The 16,752-nt window shown below is 55.5% G+C and carries 17 protein-coding genes and 1 pseudogene; 12 read left to right on the top strand and 6 right to left on the bottom strand.

Features of this window, described 5'->3' with window-relative positions:
* Positions 1-534, bottom strand: coding sequence for a cytochrome c oxidase assembly protein (locus tag CUC55_RS04010; protein ID WP_157940904.1), 534 nt, complete (start codon positions 532-534; stop codon positions 1-3).
* Positions 535-1,299: 765 nt separating this feature from the next.
* On the opposite strand from CUC55_RS04010, the gene CUC55_RS04005 reads away from it, so the two are divergent.
* From CUC55_RS04005 to CUC55_RS03970, 6 genes and pseudogenes are all read left to right on the top strand, one after another.
* Positions 1,300-3,579: an FdhF/YdeP family oxidoreductase gene (locus CUC55_RS04005; protein WP_425352731.1), complete on the top strand. Its 2,280-nt coding sequence runs from the start codon at positions 1,300-1,302 to the stop codon at positions 3,577-3,579.
* Positions 3,576-4,376, top strand: a complete 801-nt coding sequence (locus CUC55_RS04000) for a formate/nitrite transporter family protein (RefSeq protein WP_103087049.1) — start codon at positions 3,576-3,578, stop codon at positions 4,374-4,376. The genes CUC55_RS04005 and CUC55_RS04000 overlap by 4 nt, the downstream gene beginning before the upstream one ends.
* 353 nt (positions 4,377-4,729) lie before the next feature.
* Positions 4,730-4,939, top strand: coding sequence for a cold-shock protein (locus tag CUC55_RS03995; protein WP_067653394.1), 210 nt, complete (start codon positions 4,730-4,732; stop codon positions 4,937-4,939).
* Between the two features lie 88 nt (positions 4,940-5,027).
* Positions 5,028-5,646 (top strand): annotated as a pseudogene (locus tag CUC55_RS23085) (IS5 family transposase); the annotation flags it as partial.
* A gap of 351 nt (positions 5,647-5,997) precedes the next feature.
* A complete protein-coding gene (locus CUC55_RS03975; RefSeq protein WP_210176153.1) occupies positions 5,998-6,576 on the top strand; it encodes a TetR/AcrR family transcriptional regulator in 579 nt (192 codons plus the stop codon).
* A complete protein-coding gene (locus CUC55_RS03970) occupies positions 6,573-7,733 on the top strand; it encodes an MFS transporter (protein ID WP_067653326.1) in 1,161 nt (386 codons plus the stop codon). The genes CUC55_RS03975 and CUC55_RS03970 overlap by 4 nt, the downstream gene beginning before the upstream one ends.
* Before the next feature lie 374 nt (positions 7,734-8,107).
* Here the strand turns inward: CUC55_RS03970 and CUC55_RS23080 are convergent, their stop codons facing one another.
* Positions 8,108-8,464: a hypothetical protein gene (locus tag CUC55_RS23080; RefSeq protein WP_245304053.1), complete on the bottom strand. Its 357-nt coding sequence runs from the start codon at positions 8,462-8,464 to the stop codon at positions 8,108-8,110.
* Here CUC55_RS23080 and CUC55_RS23075 point away from each other — a divergent pair.
* The gene (locus CUC55_RS23075; protein ID WP_245304051.1) at positions 8,369-8,620 is read left to right on the top strand and encodes a helix-turn-helix transcriptional regulator; all 252 of its coding nucleotides are present in this window, start codon (positions 8,369-8,371) and stop codon (positions 8,618-8,620) included. The two genes, CUC55_RS23080 and CUC55_RS23075, sit on opposite strands and share 96 nt — an antisense overlap.
* Before the next feature lie 109 nt (positions 8,621-8,729).
* On the opposite strand, the gene CUC55_RS03960 is transcribed toward CUC55_RS23075, so the two are convergent.
* Positions 8,730-9,419 (bottom strand): aspartate/glutamate racemase family protein, encoded by a 690-nt coding sequence (locus CUC55_RS03960; protein ID WP_103087048.1) that lies wholly within the window; start codon positions 9,417-9,419, stop codon positions 8,730-8,732.
* 179 nt (positions 9,420-9,598) lie between these two features.
* Here CUC55_RS03960 and CUC55_RS03955 point away from each other — a divergent pair, with 179 nt between their 5' ends.
* Positions 9,599-10,381 (top strand): methyltransferase domain-containing protein, encoded by a 783-nt coding sequence (locus CUC55_RS03955; protein ID WP_103087047.1) that lies wholly within the window; start codon positions 9,599-9,601, stop codon positions 10,379-10,381.
* A 99-nt stretch (positions 10,382-10,480) separates the two neighbouring features.
* Here the strand turns inward: CUC55_RS03955 and CUC55_RS03950 are convergent, their stop codons facing one another.
* Positions 10,481-11,113 (bottom strand): glutathione S-transferase family protein, encoded by a 633-nt coding sequence (locus CUC55_RS03950; protein WP_103087089.1) that lies wholly within the window; start codon positions 11,111-11,113, stop codon positions 10,481-10,483.
* Positions 11,114-11,178: 65 nt separating this feature from the next.
* Here CUC55_RS03950 and CUC55_RS03945 point away from each other — a divergent pair, with 65 nt between their 5' ends.
* Positions 11,179-12,402, top strand: a complete 1,224-nt coding sequence (locus CUC55_RS03945) for an AraC family transcriptional regulator (protein ID WP_425352730.1) — start codon at positions 11,179-11,181, stop codon at positions 12,400-12,402.
* Positions 12,403-12,691: 289 nt separating this feature from the next.
* Here the strand turns inward: CUC55_RS03945 and CUC55_RS03940 are convergent, their stop codons facing one another.
* Both CUC55_RS03940 and CUC55_RS03935 read right to left on the bottom strand, forming a co-directional pair.
* Positions 12,692-13,375, bottom strand: a complete 684-nt coding sequence (locus CUC55_RS03940; protein ID WP_103087046.1) for an RraA family protein — start codon at positions 13,373-13,375, stop codon at positions 12,692-12,694.
* Positions 13,376-13,403: 28 nt separating this feature from the next.
* The gene (locus CUC55_RS03935; RefSeq protein ID WP_103087087.1) at positions 13,404-14,408 is read right to left on the bottom strand and encodes a hydroxyacid dehydrogenase; all 1,005 of its coding nucleotides are present in this window, start codon (positions 14,406-14,408) and stop codon (positions 13,404-13,406) included.
* A gap of 148 nt (positions 14,409-14,556) precedes the next feature.
* Between CUC55_RS03935 and CUC55_RS03930 the strand changes: the two genes are divergently transcribed.
* From CUC55_RS03930 to CUC55_RS03920, 3 genes are all read left to right on the top strand, one after another.
* A complete protein-coding gene (locus CUC55_RS03930; protein ID WP_067653338.1) occupies positions 14,557-15,252 on the top strand; it encodes an IclR family transcriptional regulator in 696 nt (231 codons plus the stop codon).
* Positions 15,253-15,303: 51 nt separating this feature from the next.
* On the top strand, positions 15,304-16,263 hold the full coding sequence (locus CUC55_RS03925) for a tripartite tricarboxylate transporter substrate binding protein (protein ID WP_103087045.1): 960 nt from the start codon (positions 15,304-15,306) through the stop codon (positions 16,261-16,263).
* A complete protein-coding gene (locus CUC55_RS03920) occupies positions 16,260-16,721 on the top strand; it encodes a tripartite tricarboxylate transporter TctB family protein (RefSeq protein ID WP_067653342.1) in 462 nt (153 codons plus the stop codon). The genes CUC55_RS03925 and CUC55_RS03920 overlap by 4 nt, the downstream gene beginning before the upstream one ends.
* The last annotated feature ends 31 nt before the right edge of the window (positions 16,722-16,752 follow it).

Raw genomic sequence — 16,752 nt, 5'->3', positions numbered from 1 at the left:
CTACTGCTTTGCTAGGCGAGGAAGGAGCAGACGGGTGCGCGCGCACCACAGAACGACGATCGCGTATGGCGCAAACCCCAATGTCCACATCAGCACACCCGCCAGCTGTTGATCCTCAAGCGGTGACAGCCCGAAGGCCTGCGTGCTTGCGAAATGTGCGTCGAAAAGCGGAGTCGGTGCGAATGTCAGGATTGCGCCGAGGAAACCCATTTGCACCATGGTGCCCAGTGCGAGGCCAGCGGTTGCCATCACTGATGTGCTGCGCGCCAGCAAAGCTTGCCATAGCAGGAGGGATACGACGATGAGCGCGATTTGCATCAGCCAATATTGCCATGTGCCTGATAGGGTGAAAGCATATCCAAACGGCAAATGCCAAACCCAGTAGATCGCGGTGTGCAGGACAAAGATAGCCTCCACGGGAATTTTTGGCGGCCATAGCTTTGTCTGAAGACAGATCGTGACGATAAGTGGCGCAATGACCGAGCCGATAAGAATATGGTGGGCAAGTCTCACCGAGAATAGGGCGCTTGTCATGGCGCAAAGCGGCGAGACAAATGCGACAATCAATAAGAGGAGAAGCAAGCCCGTCTTTAATGCCTTAGGGCGCGTTGCGAGATAATGAAGCGTCACTGCAACAACTGCGAGACAAGCGACTAGAACTGGATCAAAGTTCCATGAGGATAGTGCACTTTGGAGTGTTGGAGCTGGGCCGCAATAGGGGTCAAGCGTGCTCGGCAATATTTTGATTCCTGTTCAATAAACGGCGCGAGTTGGTCCACCTTGAACAAAGAAACGCGCGCCGGTACGACCAGTTCCTGATTTCCTATTTCACGCTTTAGTTACAGCCAGTGATCGCATCATTCTGGAACGATCATCTATTTTTTNAATTTAGTAACCGGGGATTGTAATCAAGGAAGTAGAAAATGTCTCATATGAGGCCTCGGATTGATGCCGGGATATCTCCATTTTCGCTTGTTAGCCGGCATCGCTGCCTTTGCGGCATCCAAGCACCGAGAAGAGCGAAGTCCCGGAAGTGGGCAGCATTGTAAGGCGCGTAANTGGTGCATTGGCGTGGCGGCTGTCGGTATACTTGGATCTCTCATGTCGAGTAATTTTTTNGCAGGAAGAGATCAATAGAGAGCTTCAGAGCGGGGCGGTTGTTGTGAGAATTTCCGTATCAGATGAGTGTCATCAGGTTCAGAAAGCTTTCAGAAATTCGTCAAACACAGTGGGATCAGAAAGATAACGGCATAGGGAGCTGACCTCAGTGCCCTGCCTCATAGCAGAAATAGGTGACCGGTGAAAAAAGTCAAATATGTCCAATACGACATGCCAACGGGCGGTTGGGGATCGATCAAATCCGTTGTCAAGAACGCCGTAACGCAGAAGGCCATAAGAGCGGCTCCCGGCTTGATGACTGATCATAACAAAAAGGGTGGGTACGCATGTACCAGCTGTGCCTGGGCCAAGCCGGGCAAACCGCATCTGGCGGAGTTTTGTGAAAACGGTGCCAAAGCGACGTTTTGGGACCTTACCGCCAAGCGCGCGACGCCCGAATTCTTCTCCAAACACACGGTTACCGAACTGCTTGAGTGGGCCGATTATGACTTGGAAANTGAGGGACGTTTGACGCACCCTATGCGTTACGATGCAGCGACCGACAAATATCGGGAGGTTGCCTGGTCGGAAGCATTTGCGGATATTGGCCTTAAACTCAAAGGCTATGATCCAGAATCTGTCGTCTTCTATGCGTCAGGGCGGGCATCGCTTGAAACCTCCTATATGTACCAGTTGCTGGCGCGCCTCTACGGTAACAACAATTTGCCCGACAGTTCCAACATGTGCCACGAAACGACGTCCGTTGCGTTGCCGCAGAGCATTGGAACCCCTGTCGGCACCGTTTNGCTAGAAGACTACCAGCATACCGATTGCATTCTGTCATTCGGGCAGAACGTTGGCACCAATGCGCCAAGGCTGTTGCACAGCTTGCAGGAGGTGCGGGAACGCGGCGCACCGGTTGTGGTGTTCAATCCGTTGAAAGAGCGTGGCTGGCGAGAATTCGTCAATCCGCAGCGTCCCGGCCAGATGCTGACCAACAAGCCGACCGATATTGCCACGCAGTATTATCAGGTCAGCGCAGGCGGTGATATCGCCGCTATGGTCGGGATGGCCAAGTGTCTGTTCGAATGGGATGACCAAGCTATTGCAGAGGGAAGACCGCATATCCTCGATGTTGCGTTTATCGAAGAGCACACCCATGGGCTGGCCGAGTTTGAAANCTATGTTCGGGCCATGCCGTGGTGCGATATTCTTGCCACATCCGGCCTCAGCCAATCCTCCATCGAGGCTGCGGCGAAGACCTATTCTCAGGCTCGCAATGTCATAGCGATCTATGGAATGGGTCTTACCCAGCATCGTTATGGTATCAGCAACGTTCAGATGCTGATCAATCTTCTGCTCATGCGCGGCAATATCGGCAGACCCGGCGCTGGGATCTGTCCCGTGCGCGGACATTCCAACGTGCAGGGCCAGAGAACGGTCGGCATATCCGAAAAGACCAAGCTGGTTCCGCTGGACCTGCTGGGCGAGCAATATGGCTTCGAGCCACCACGCAAGGATGGGGTCAACACGGTGGAGGCCTGTGAGGGCATCATCGACGGCAGCATCAAAGCCTTCATCGGCCTGGGCGGAAATTTCGTACGCGCTATTCCCGAGCGGACCTTGATGGAGGAGAAATGGCGCGGGCTTGATCTTTCCGTACAGATTGCAACGAAGCTCAACAGAAGCCATTTGATAACTGGCACAACGGCGTATCTTTNGCCCACACTGGTGAGAACGGAAATCGATGAGCAGGAGACTGGACCGCAGATCGTCACAATCGAGGATTCGACCACCTGCATTCATGCATCACGCGGCAAATACAAGCCTGCTGCCGAAGGTCTGCGATCGGAACCTTGGATTGTCGCCGAGATCGCAAAGCATACCCTGACGCCCAATCCAAAGGTTCCATGGGATGAATGGGTTGGTGACTACAGCCGGGTAAGAGATGCGATAGAAGCCACGTTCCCTGAGCCCTTCAAGAACTTCAACAAGCGCCTTGATATTCCCGGCGGTTTCCCGCGTCCCGTGGCCGCCAGACACCGGACATGGGAGACAGACACCGGCAAGGCGAACTTCAAGCTGCCGAAGGCCCTCTATTCAGGTTTCTCAACGGGGGAAGATCGCAACGTACTGAGCCTGATCACCTTGCGTTCCAACGATCAGTTCAACACCACCGTCTATGGCTATGACGACCGGCTGCGCGGCATCCACAAATCGCGCATGGTCCTGATGATCAATGCGGATGATCGTGTGCGATTGGGCATTGCGAAGCATGGGTTGGCGAGCATCACCACGGCCGTGGACGACGGAATTGTGCGCGTGCTGACGGGCATGCAACTCATCGATTACGATCTGCCACCCGGGAGCTGCGCGGGCTATTTCCCCGAATGCAATTCGCTCATTCCATTGTGGCAGCACGATGTGGAGAGCAAGACGCCTGCGGCAAAGTCCATCCCGGTTAGGATCGCCCCGGCATGAGCACGTTTCCGAAGCCTGTAGAATTGACCGAAACCATTTTCGAGGCGTTGGCCACGAAGGCAGGGCAGCCGGTAAAACACATCGCGATCCTGGGCGTGTTGGCAGGAATATACATTGGCTTGGGTGGTGTCGCTGCGACAGTAGCGCTGGCGGGCGCTGCTGACATGCCGTTTGGGGCAGCCCAGATCCTAGCGGGACTGGTCTTCTCTCTCGGACTGGCAGCGGTGGTGATCGCTGGTGCTGAACTATTTACCGGCAACACGCTGTTTGCTGGCCCAGTACTATTTGGCAATGTTTCTGCGAAGGTTGCAATTCGCGCGCTCCTAATTGCCTATCTCGCGAACTTCATCGGCTCGATTGCGCTCGCTTTGGTCGTGTATGCCGCACGATTGCACGAAGCAGGGGATGGTTCAGTTGGCGCTGCCGCCATCGAGCTTGCAACCGCAAAAGCCGCTAAAAACTTTGTCACCGTTTTTGCGAGCGGCGTCATTGCAAATATTCTTGTTTGTCTTGGGGTGTGGTTCGCATTGGCGGGCGAGAATGTCACTGAAAANCTGATGGGGCTCCTCCTTCCCGTCACAGTCTTCGTCGCGGCCGGCTTCGAGCACTCAGTGGCAAACATGTACTTGCTGCCCTACGCGTATTTGATCGACGAACGCCAAGTTGGGATATCCACGCTCACCATATCTTCGATCGTCAGTAACATCTCAGCTGCAACACTCGGCAATATTGCCGGTGGTGGCTTGATTGGTATGGTTTATGGATATCTGTTCGGGCATAAGATATCGCAACCGTAAGTGAACGCTCTGGTCCGGCGTGCCGCATCGCAAATACATTCGCGGCAAGTCCAATCCTGTTGAAGACCACTCGGAGAGTGGAAGTTAGGCAGTCGACGTCCTGCTTTACTCTTTCTGCAACCATCTGAGATTATCGGGAATGTTTTAGAGACAGGCCTCATTTTCGCCCCCTGCGGCGCGCGGGCAGTTTTAATGTGCCACCCGTCGCCGCTTTTTTGGGTCGGTATATGCCGCATTCGGTTAGCTCTCTGAGAGGTCTTAACCAGTCTTGTTGAACTTCTTGGCGTGGTTCTCGTTACCACGACCGTGAGATCCCCACGTTGGGNCGTCTGAAAATCTTGAAAGGGTTCATCATGGCCACAGGAACAGTAAAATGGTTCAATGCCACAAAGGGTTTCGGTTTCATCCAGCCGGATAATGGCGGAGAAGATGCGTTCGTCCACATTTCTGCTGTTGAGCGCGCCGGTATGCGCGAAATTGTCGAAGGACAGAAGCTCAGCTACGAATTGGAGCGCGACAAGAAGTCTGGCAAAAACTCAGCGACCAACCTTCAGTCTATCTGATATTTGATCTAAATGAGTTGAAAGGTCGAGCGCCAGTTCGGCCTTTTCGCTCCGATATTCAGTGACCCAGACTAACCTACCCTGCCGGAGCAGCTTTTTGTGGCGTTTCAGAACGGGTTCGTCGTGGCGAGATGTGCCGGAACGCTATGGTACGCGCACGACGCTTTACAATCGGTTCTCGCGTTGGCGCAAGGCTGGCGTCTGGGATCGCCTTCTTGATGCGGTTTCAAAGCGCTACGATGGAGACATCGTGATGATCGATTCCTCCTCCATTAGCCTTCATCAGCATGGCCTTGCATGGGGCGTTCGCGTGGCTGCCTGACAACAAACATCCACGCGCTTGTTGAAGCCGATGGCCGACCGATCCGACTGGAGCTTGCCGCCGGTCAGGCCACCGATGCACCCATGGCCGAAAAGCTGCCGAGTGACGTGAAGCTTGGAGCAACCCTGCTCGCCGACAAGGTTTACGACAACGACGCTATCAGGACCTTCGTCAGAAACGGAAATGTTGGGCGAACATCCCCGCAAAGGCCGATCGAAAACAGAACTTTGCCTTCAGCCGATGGGTATACCGCCAGCGCGACCTCGTTGAGCGTTTCCTCAACCGCATCAAAAAGATGCGCGGCCCGGCCACGCGATATGACTGGCGAGTAGACAACTACCTCGCAGCACTCAAGCTTGCAGCGGTAAGGATATGGATCGCCTCACTTAATGAGTCCGTGTCCCAGCATATGGGCGGCCCCGGTGCGCCCCGCACAGTCGAACCGGGAGCGGCAATTGCAGTCCGATTGGCGACGCTCGACTGGATGGGTCTGACCGGGCGCTTCTACCATGACCATGAAGGGCCAAATATCGCACGTACGGCTGGTTATAGGGCGGATTTATGCCCACAATCTTGTCTCGAAGTAGGCGCGGTACCACCACACGGCGCAACGGAGTTAAGTCTGACCTTGTCTCAGTTACTGCATTCCTCGGTACAGCACTCAACAATGCGGCGGTCCCCATGATTACCACCAAAGATATTAGATGAATGTGAGGAGTGGTGACAGCTCCTTGTGATGTACAACGATCGTTGTATATTTGTTAGCATGGAAAAACGAACTGATATTATCACCGCTGCTGAGCGGGTCTTCGACGAAAATGGATTTCATAGCGTCGGCGTAGACACCATTCTTGCTCCTTCAGGGGCTTCTACCCGAACGCTATATAAGCATTTCGGATCACGTGACGGGCTCGTCACTGCTGTTCTCGAAAAGCGCCATCTCGCTTTCATGGCGCGGCTTGAAGACTGGCAAGCAGCGGACGATCCGATCGGGTTTCTCTTCGACACCCAGGAGCAATGGATGGTCGAGCACGGTGCGAGGGGATGCATGCTGCTTCGCGCTTACAGCGAGTATGCTGGTGCTAACGAGGCGATAGCCGCCCTTGTCCAGCAACAGAAACGAGAATTTCGCGAAGAGATCGGTAGGCGCGTAGAGGTCTGCATCGGCAGTGCAGATACGGAGCTAACCAATCAGGTATGGCTTCTGTTCGAGGGGGCCACTGCAGCCGCGAGCGTTTTTGACGGCGATCCGATCAGGTCGGCTAGGCGCGCGGCGCTTGATCTCGTAGCAGTCGCAAAGGAGCGTTTGAAATGAGGGGACACGCAAACTTCCTTGCCGCTGCCTTTTCCCTGACGGCGCTGAGTTATGGGCTAGCCCGCTTCGCTTATGGTCTTCAACTCCCCTATATCCGTGACGACCTTGTCCTCAATGCCGCAGCCGCGGGGTGGATCGGCGGTGGAGCCTTTGCCGCGTACTGCGTCGGGATTGCAATCGCTCTTGTCTTCGAAATGCCTATGGGCGAGCGGCGCATCGCAGGATTAGCAGGCTTGACGGCCACATTGGGAATGGGCTTGGTATCGATTTCTCAAACGGTCTGGCAACTTGGTCTCGCAGTCGCCCTTGCTGGGTTGAGCACGGGTCTAACATCACCTCCGCTTGCTGTCGCGGTTTCTGGAAGCTTGGACGAAGGCAATAGGCCGCGTGCGAACGGTGTGATCAACTCAGGCACTGCGGCCGGCATTATTCTGTCGGGTGTCGCAGTCCTGGCGTTTCCGGGAGGGTGGCGGGAGCTCTACACGGTTTTCGCCACGATAGGCGCAGTTGTGACAGTGTGGCTCTGGTTTGCAATGCCCACAACCACTGCAACCAAGGCCAATGCTTACGGCACGTGGTCGATTAAGCATATGGTTCGCAAAGGGGCAGGGCGGCTTTGCATCAGCGCTTTTCTCGCCGGCAGCGCTAGCACTGCAGTCTGGACCTTCGGCGCAAATCTTATGCGCGATGAACTGGGATTCTCCGACAGCTCCATTGCGTGGGCATGGATAGCGCTTGGCATGGGCGGATCGGTCGGTGCAGCGACAGGCCTTTTAACTGACTACCTCGGGATACGTTTCGCTCACCGCTTGTCGGTGTCGTGCATGGCGCTCAGTCTGCTCGGTCTGGTGGGTGCAACGGTTTTCACGCCAATAGGCTTTCCAGTTATGGGACTGTTCGGCGTGGCTTACATTGTCGCTACGGGCACGCTCCTGATGTGGGGGATCGTCTTATACGCAGATCGCCCGGCGCTCGGTCTTGGAATTCCGTTTCTTGTTCTGGCGCTTGGCCAAACCGCTGGTGCGCCGCTGTTCGGAGCGGTTTTGGATTACGCCGGGAGCGCTACAGCGCTCATATCATTTGCGGCAATCATGGCGAGCGCCGCGTTGTGGAGTGCTGCACCCGGGAGGGCAGGCACCGAGACGAGGTCAGAGTGAAATTTTTGATCCGAGAGCACTTCTTGCGCTTGCCGGGAGACGCGGCCGATGTGAGCGCAGCGGACAACGCGGCCTTGCAATGGATCATGCCGCCGACAATTCCGACCGTCTTCACGTGTGCTCTCCCAAGGCGGGCAGGTTGCAGATTTGCTGAGGGTTGATCTGAAATGCCCGACGTGGGGAAGAAAGCAGGCGCATCAATTGAGAGCCATGGAGACTCTAGCTTAACAGAAGCGGAACTCGCTCCGCTTCCGTTAAGGACGTCAGGTCTTTAATTGCCAACGATGCCCTATGGCGACAGCCTCTACAAGGTTTACGAAAGGATCAACCTCGACTGCGCTCCTTCTAAAATCAGGTTGTGGCATCGACATCTCTCACCAGTCGTATGGCGCAATGTTGGGCCCTTCATTGTCGTGGTAGAAGCCGCCGGTCGGACCCATCCAGAAGAGCGTCGCCAGTCGGACTGCTATAGCTGCTCCCTGCTCGACCGTGCGTGGCGCACCGGGGCCGCCCATACCCTCCGCCAACTGGGCCAGCGTGATAATCGCTCGCGTAGGATCAAGATAGCAGCCGACTGGCTTTGTGAGAATGCGGACAAACCCTTTGTCGTGGCCGAGCCGGCGGAAATCGCGGGAATGAGTTTGACCTCGTTTCATAGGCATTTCAAACCAGTCACCGGCCATAGCCCTCTGGCTTTCCAGCGTCAGATGCGTCTTCTGGAAGCACGGCAACTGCTGTCCGCGGGTGGCGCCAGCGTTTCAAGCGTGGCCTTTTCTGTAGGATATGTCAGTCCTTCACTGTTTAGCCGTGAATATAAAAGCATGTTCAGCATACCGCCCGTGTCTGATTTGACAAACTCGGAAATCAGAGCACCGGCCCGACGATAATAGTAATAACAACTGGCGCCATAGCTCCGGACCCATGAAGGCGCGGTGCTGAAATCAGATAAACCATCTCGATCCAGGAGCACTTCGTGCGCTCAGCCGGAGACGCGGTTTACGTGAGCGCAGCAGACAGCGCAGCCTCGCAATGGATCAAGGTAGTATCAAATACAGGGACTGAAACGTTTTCCTGGCTTAAAAGCATCCCGATCTCGGTGCATCCGAGGATGAGGCAGTCWCAGCCTCTCGCCACCAGTCGCTTGGCGATGGTTTCGAAGATGGTTCGGCTGTCGTCCTTGATCACGTCACGGCAGAGTTCTTCATAGATGATACGGTGAGTTTCGGCACGGTCTTCCGCGTTCGGGACGAGCGGGATCAAGTCCTTGGCTTTGAGGCGGTCGATATAAAACGACTGCTCCATAGTGAAGGCGGTTGCCATTAAGCCGGGACGTTGCAGCCCCCGGCTTGCGATGATATCTGCTGTGGCGTCGGCGATATGCAGTAGCGGCATCTCGATTCCCTCGACGATTTGATCAGCCACTTTGTGCATGGTGTTTGTCGCAAGCAGNAGCAATTGTGCTCCACCACGTTCCAGCGCACGGGCCTCTGCGTTCAACACTTGTCCGGCGGTTACCCAGTCGGACGCAGCCTGGAGCTTCGCTATCCTGTCGAAGTCCACGGAGCGGATGAGCAATTCCGGGGAATGCAGACCGCCCAGCCTGTCTCTCGTGAGCCTGGCCAGTTCCCGGTAGTAAATCTGCGTAGACGCCACGGACATGCCGCCGAGAATTCCGATCATCTTCATCTGTGCTCTCCCAAGGCCGACAGGTTTTCGCATTATGTGTTAATGCCACCTCCTGTAACGGTTGTCATAGCACGAAGCGATCGTCCGGCAACGTCGACGACTGGGAAGCCGTATCATAGATCGCCTTAACATTGAGCAACGCTCCGCTTGCCGATGAAGCGCGCTCCGAGTAGAACGTAATGATGTTACATACAGATTCTGCAGCGGCAATGAACCCCGCAAATTCCGAAAGCCCCCGTTTCTTTGACAGCTTGGGCATCGCTAGTGGATCACGGGTCCTTGATGTCGGCTGTGGAAACGGCGATCTGAGTCGATTCGTGGCAAGATTGGCCGGCCCTTCAGGGGAGATCATCGCAATAGACAGCAACCAGTCCGCGTTGAAGGCCGCCTGCGCCATAAGCAAAGACCCAGACGCGGCACCCATCGACTATCGTGCTGTCGATCTCTCCCGCGATCTGCCCGAGCTTGGCAGATTTGACGTCATCGTTGGACGCCGCATCCTCATGTATTTGCCGGACACGTCGGCAACGCTTTCCCGTCTGGTCGGATTGGCAAAACCCGGTGCGGTGCTGGCATTTCAAGAGCATGCACGCCGTAACGTGCCCTTTGATCATCCAGCTCTTACCTTACATCGACAGCTTTACGACTGGACATGGGACACGGTCGCGGCTGAGGGCGGCGATGTCACTCTCGGCAAGAACCTCGACGAAAAGATGCGCGCACACGGTCTTTCGATTATTCAGGCCTACAGCGAAGTCGTTCTCATTGAGCCTGACCAGCCTTCCTTTCTGCCTACACTTATGCGCGTCATGCTACCCAGATTGGTCAAGCGTGGCGTCAGCACGGAAGGGGAAGTACAGGTCGATACACTTGCGCAACGACTCGAAAAGGAACACCAAGCTTTCGGTGGTGCGATCGTCTGGGATCAGGCATTTTTNGTGGCCGGACGGGTCGTCGGCTAGATCGCAGTCAGCAAAAAGGCCGAGCGAGTGCTCGGCCTAGAATTTNGTCAGGTCGTGGCAAACGTCGTTTTTCCGACCAGCACCAGAAAGATAATGGCCTCAACCCGCTTGAAGCAACGCGTTGTCGAGTTCAACTGCCCGCTTGTAGGCATCCCGGGCTACAAGGTTACCAGCATATTTCACGAAGGCCTCGCGTGGTGGTATCGTGCCTAGTCCCAGACCCCATCCTATATGTGAACCAACATACACATCCGCAGCGGTGAACCTTCCACCAGCAATGAAGGGATGCCTCGTTACTGCGTACTCAAGTTGATCCAACGTGCGCTCGTAGCTGCCATGGCCGAAAAAGAATTCCTGTTCCGGAAGCGGGACGAAGCCAGCGCGTTTGTTGGTCACGGCCTGCTCGATGGGGCCAGCGGTGAAGAACATCCACCGATGGTAGTCGGCTCTTTCATCATCCGTGGGGGTGAGGGCCGCGAGTGGAAAGACATCGGCAAGATAGGTGATGATCGCTCCGCTCTCACTGATGACGCGTGCGTTGTGCTCGATCGCTGGTATTTTTCCGATTGGATTGATCTCTCTAAAAANTCGGGCCTGCTCACTGTCCGTCTCAGTTGCGGCTGGCTTTTCAAGGGCCGCCCCGCCCCACTGGTCGTCGGTACTGGTCTTTAGATAATCTAGAACGACGGTCTCATAGTCTGCTCCGACTTCTTCGAGCATCCAGCGAACCATGCGTCCCCTTGAATTTGGGTTGGTGTAGAATGTGATGGTCAACGATAAATCTCCTTCAATGGTGGATGTATCGTATGAAGAAATCGACCCGAGCACAAAGGCATACGCCGCCAAAAAACTTGCAAACGACGCCATTGTATTTAGAGTTAGGCTGTCGGTCACTTACTCACCATGGCGGACAGGTAGTATCGCCGGAAGGTCGCCCAGGAAANGAGAGAGAGTCGTGCATGGTCGTTAGATTGATGGTCCCCCNGGATCGGTGCAGGCTTCCGCGTCCATTCTGGAGCGGAATCGAAAACATGGGGCTGCGCCCGTCTGCGGTCCTGCGCCACGCGAAACTACCATCCATGCTGTATCTGGACGAGACAGCGGTGATCAGTACGATGCAGCTTTTTGCTGTATGGAAAGCGATCGAGGTTCTGTCAGAGGACCCAGCCATCAGTATTCGTTTGGTTGAGAACACCAGCACCGCGAACCATAAGCTTGCGTTTCTGGCGGCATCTTTTGCTGCCAGTTACCGTGACGGCCTGGAGCGGATCGCGCGTTTCAAGCGAGCATGCAGTCCCGACAAAATGCGGTTTGAAGACGGGGGTGGCATCGTTTCGCTGGTAACTGACTGGCCATCTGGAACAGAGCCGGAGCCAGCCCTGTCGGTTGATGCGAGCCTGGCGATGTTACTTGAACTAGGCCGACGTGGCACCGGGCAGCGCATCGTCCCAGTGGTCGTAGAATATGCACGGAAAGGCCTGCCGACAGCCACGCACGAACAGTTCTTTGGTTGTCCCATCCGCTTCGGTTCTAACCGCGACAGACTTGTTCTGAAATCCGCGGATCTGGATCTCCCGTTCGTGGGGTACAACCCTGAAATGCTTTCGATAATGACCCCGGCGCTCACTGCGGCCCTTGGAGACATCCAAGCGTGGGGCAGCGTGACCGAACACATCAAACTTGTCCTAAAGCGGCGGCTCGCCAGCGGTCGTCCAGATATTGCCGACGTCGCGCAGGAACTGGGTTTTAGTGAAAGGACGTTACAGCGACGGATAGGCGATGGAGGGACAACATTCCGAGCGCTGCTTGACGAAGCAAGACAAGAGCTGAGCAGGTCTCTTCTTTNGGATGCATCAATCACGATCGAGGAAGTGGCCTTTTTACTTGGCTACAACGACTCGGGCTCTTTCTACCGTTCATTCAAAAATTGGGAGAAAGTGACTCCGCGCAGATGGCGGGCAAGGCACACAACCACGCTCACCGCAGTTCCTTCTCCTGTCCAGGGAACGTCAGAGTGTTGAGTTCAAACCGGATTTGCGCCATTCGCGGTTGACGGGGCGCTGATCAACGCGATCAACAAGAAGGTCGCAACTTCACCCCTGGCACGCTAAAAATTTTATCAGTGAGGCAGATCAAAAACTCGCCGTTTCCATGAGGCGGCTTGATGAAAGCGAGGCCGACGAAGAGAAGGCGGCGAGCAGCAATGGCTCTGGTCGAGGGTACGCCTGTGCGTAATCGAAGTGTCGACGGTTCGCATTTGTTCAAGGGGAAAATAACTCGCAGCGGCTGAGGCGTGGATATTTCCACGCCTCATAGTTTNCAATCTTCGATGACGCAGCCAAGCCGCTCGAGAGACGCATCGACCCAAGCGCGATCGTTCTTCCCAAGCTTGATATTTTCCATCTGCTTCGTCTCTGCTGCGTGCTTTTTGGATGCGGCTTCGAATACGGTTTCCGCCGACGCAAGCGGGACAGACAAGAGGCCGTCGGCGTCACCGCAGATGAGGTCGCCTGGCTCGATGACCATACCGTTGATGGCGATGGGGACGTTCACTTCGCCTGGGCCATCCTTGTAAGGTCCGCGGTGGGTGACGCCTGCCGCGAAAACAGGGAAAGAGCCTTCGAGGAGTTCTTCGCTGTCGCGAATGGCACCGAATATGACGATGCCACCAAGGCCGCGTTGGGCCGCGTGGGCGACCATCAATTCGCCGATGATTGCATTGCTCAGGTCGCCGCCTGCGTCAACGACGACAATGTCGCCTGGCTCGGCAATATCGAGCGCTTTGTGAACCATCAGATTGTCGCCAGGACGGGCTTTGACTGTTACAGCGGCGCCGACCATTCTCGGGCCGGTGTAGAACGGACGCAGCGGCGCACCGCCCGCCGTCATGCGCGACATGACATCGCTGACATTAGCGACGGGGAGGGTTCTGAATTTTTCGACCCAATCTGCGCTGACGGCCTGCTTACGCTTGCATACTCTGAAACCTAACATGTTTAATCCTCCGTTTCGTGTTGGGTGGTTAGTTCTGGTCGAGGTTTTGGTTTGCCAGTGCGCGGCGATCAAACGGAGTGCCAGTCAGGACATCGACGATGTGCTGCGCGCTTTGCAGGGCCATGTTGCGCAACGCTGAGCGGCTCGCCCCACCCACGTGAGGGGTGGCGATGAGGTTTGGCAAAGCCCAGAAAGGGTGATCTGGCGATGGCGGCTCCTGCTCGAAACTGTCGAGTGCGGCACCGGCGATGCCACCATTTTTNAAAGCTTCCAATAGCGCTGCCTCATCGATCACGGCGCCACGTGATGTGTTGACGATGAAAGCCGTAGGTTTCATCGCCTTGAAACGGCCGGCGTTGATGAGATGATGTGTCTGCGGTGACAACGGGCAATGCAGGCTGACAATATCGCTTTGCGCGAGAACTTCGGAAAGATCACGGCTCACACGCGTACCGTCGGCATCATCCGCAAACGGGTCATAGGCGATGGTTTCCATGCCAAGCCCTTGGGCAAGCTTGGCTGTTCTGCGGCCGATTTCGCCGAAGCCGATGATTCCAAATTTTGCCCCGGCAAGGTCCCGCCCAACATATTTGGTCTTTGGCCATGCACCTCGTTTGACAGTGTCGCTCAAGGTGCCGATGTCTTTCATCAGCGTGACTGACAGGGTGATGGCAAGTTCTGCGACCGACTGTGCGTTTGCAGCAAGCGCCCGCAGAACTGGAATGTTGTGCGATGTTGCAGCGTCGAGATCGATATTATCGACACCACTGCCGTGTTTTGCGATGACGCGAAGCTGTTTGGATGCTGATATGACCTGATCGTTGATCTGGCCCTGACGAACGAGGATGGCATCCACCGCATTTGTCTTGGCGATATTGGCTAAGTTGTCTGAACCGCTATAGCCGTCCGCGTAAATCGTCTCGATTCCATTTTTTGTGAGAAGTTCTGTTGCCTCGGGTGCCAATTGCGCCCNTGTGACGAGAACCTTGAGGCTTTTTGCACCCGCGTCTGATGGGCTTGCGGCAGTGTCCACTACATTGATTTCGTTCACTAAAACCTCCCGAATTTCGGTGCGTCGCCTCGCGAACGAGCGACGGTTGACGAATCCTCATTATCGGTTATTGTACTAAATGAAAAGGTGTTGTACCTAGTACAATATCTTTTTGTGGGAGGTTAAACCAATGCCAGGCAATTCTTCAGGTGTTGCAGCCGTAGAGCGCGCTGTTTCGATGCTGGAAGCTTTTACAGACGTTGACTATGCGTTGACGCTGGGTGAGCTCGCGCGTCGTACCGAGCTCGACAAATCAACTGTGCTGCGCATTGCTCGCTCGCTTGCTAAATCCTCAATGCTTGTTCGAAACGATGACGCCAGCTGGCGGCTGGGGCCGAAGCTCGTCCGTCTCGGTGGCCTTTATCAATCCACATTTAAATCATCGGCTGTGGTCGAGCCTTTGCTCGCCCAGATCAGCGAGGAGAGCGGTGAGAGCGCTGCGGTTTACGTCAAAGAGGGCGATGTCCGCGTCTGCCTTCACCGGCACGATTCCACGCAATCCATCCGCCACTCCGCCCGCGTTGGCGATGCCATGCCGCTAGATCGTGGCGCGCCAGGTCGCGTCATTCTAGCCTTCACTGGCACGAGTGGAAAGATTTACGACGACATTCGCGCGCAGGGCTTTCATGTCAGCATGGGTGAACGTGATCCGCAGGTCGCCAGTATCGCTGTGCCTGTTTACCGTGAAGGTCAGACCCTGTTTGGGTCTCTGGCTTTAACCGGCCCACCGTCACGCTTCACCGAAGAGGCCGTATCGAAAAATCTCGAAATTCTCCGCGTTGCCGCGCGCAAGCTCAGCACTGCGCTTGGAGGACATCCCGGCTAGTTTTAGAGCGGGTGCCGGGCCCGCATAGCGTTCCTTGGGAGGAGCATATCGATGAATATGATGAGAACAGCAGCTTTGGTAGCCAGCGCTTTGCTGGCAACGATTGGTTCGGCTCACGCAGAATGGCCGAAGGATCGTCCAATTCAGATGATCGTTGCTTTTGCACCCGGCGGAAGCACCGACGTCATGGCGCGTGCCATGCAGCCCTTTCTTGAAAAGGAACTCGGCGCTGACATCGTCATCGAAAACCGTCCAGGTGCCTCTGGCGAAATTGCTTATACTGCATTGGCGAAGGCCAAGCCGGATGGCTACACATTCTCCTACATCAATACGCCTGGCTTCCTATCCATGCAGGTTCAAAGAAAGCTTGGTTATGATCCAAAGACCATCAAGCCAATTGCCCGCATCGTAGATGATCCAGCGGCTATCGTCGTTCCTGCCGCATCTGAAATCAAGACCATCGCCGAGTTCGTTGCTGCTGCCAAAGCAAAGCCCGGCGCAGTATCCTTCGGTTCATCCGGCATCGGCACTGACGATCATCTTGCCATCATCATTCTGGGCTCGGAAACCGGCACGACCATCACCCACATTCCATTCAACGGCGCTGGCGAGACCCGCACGGCGATCCTCGGTTCTCAGGTAACCGGCGGTGGTCTGAATGTTAGCGAGTTCGGTGGAAATGACACATCCGGCCTCAGGATGATCAACACTTTCGGCAAGGAACGTTCGCCTCAACTTCCGGAAGTACCAACGGCTATCGAGTCCGGTTTCAATGTCGAGATGACGTCCGAGCGCGGCATTGCGGCACCGCGTGAAGTACCAGCCGAAATCTCCGACCGTTTCGCCGCTGCTGTCAAGGCAACGCTTGATAATCCCGAGTTCCAGAAGCAGGCAAAGCAAATGGCCCTGCCATTGGCTTATCTCAGCGGTCCAGACTGGGAAANGGAAATGCCGAACCGCTTGGCTCGTTTCCAGAAAATCTGGGATACAACACCTTGGGTGCAGCAATGAGCATGAAGCCCACAGCCAATAATCGGGATTTTCCCGACATTCTTGCTGGCGGTGTGCTGATATTTCTGGGAGCGCTTGGCCTTTGGGCCGGGCGCGACTTGACATACGGCAGCCCAGCAATGATGGGACCGGGTTTTCTACCGAAGTCCCTGTGCACCATCATCGCGCTGATCGGTGCAGTTGTTCTGATCAAGGCCCTCTCCAAGCCACATGAAGCGCTCGATGCAATCAATCCCAAGCCACTGATCATTCTTGTTGTGGCCATTGCGGGATTTGCGTTTGCAGCAGAGCGTTTTGGTTTCGTCGCCGCAACCATCTGGCTTCTGGTTGTGGGAAGTCTGGCCGATCCTGAATCACGCTGGCGGGAGATATTGATCTCGACTGCGGTGCTGACGACGCTTGGCGCGCTTCTCTTCGTTTACGGACTTGGCGTTCAGATGCCCATCTGGCCCTTCTGACGACCTTTCCTGATTTGATCGGATTATTTCG

The organism is Agrobacterium bohemicum (assembly GCF_002896715.1).
GTDB classification, from domain to species: Bacteria; Pseudomonadota; Alphaproteobacteria; order Rhizobiales; family Rhizobiaceae; genus Agrobacterium; species Agrobacterium bohemicum.
This window is presented reverse-complemented; position numbering and strand designations above follow the sequence as displayed.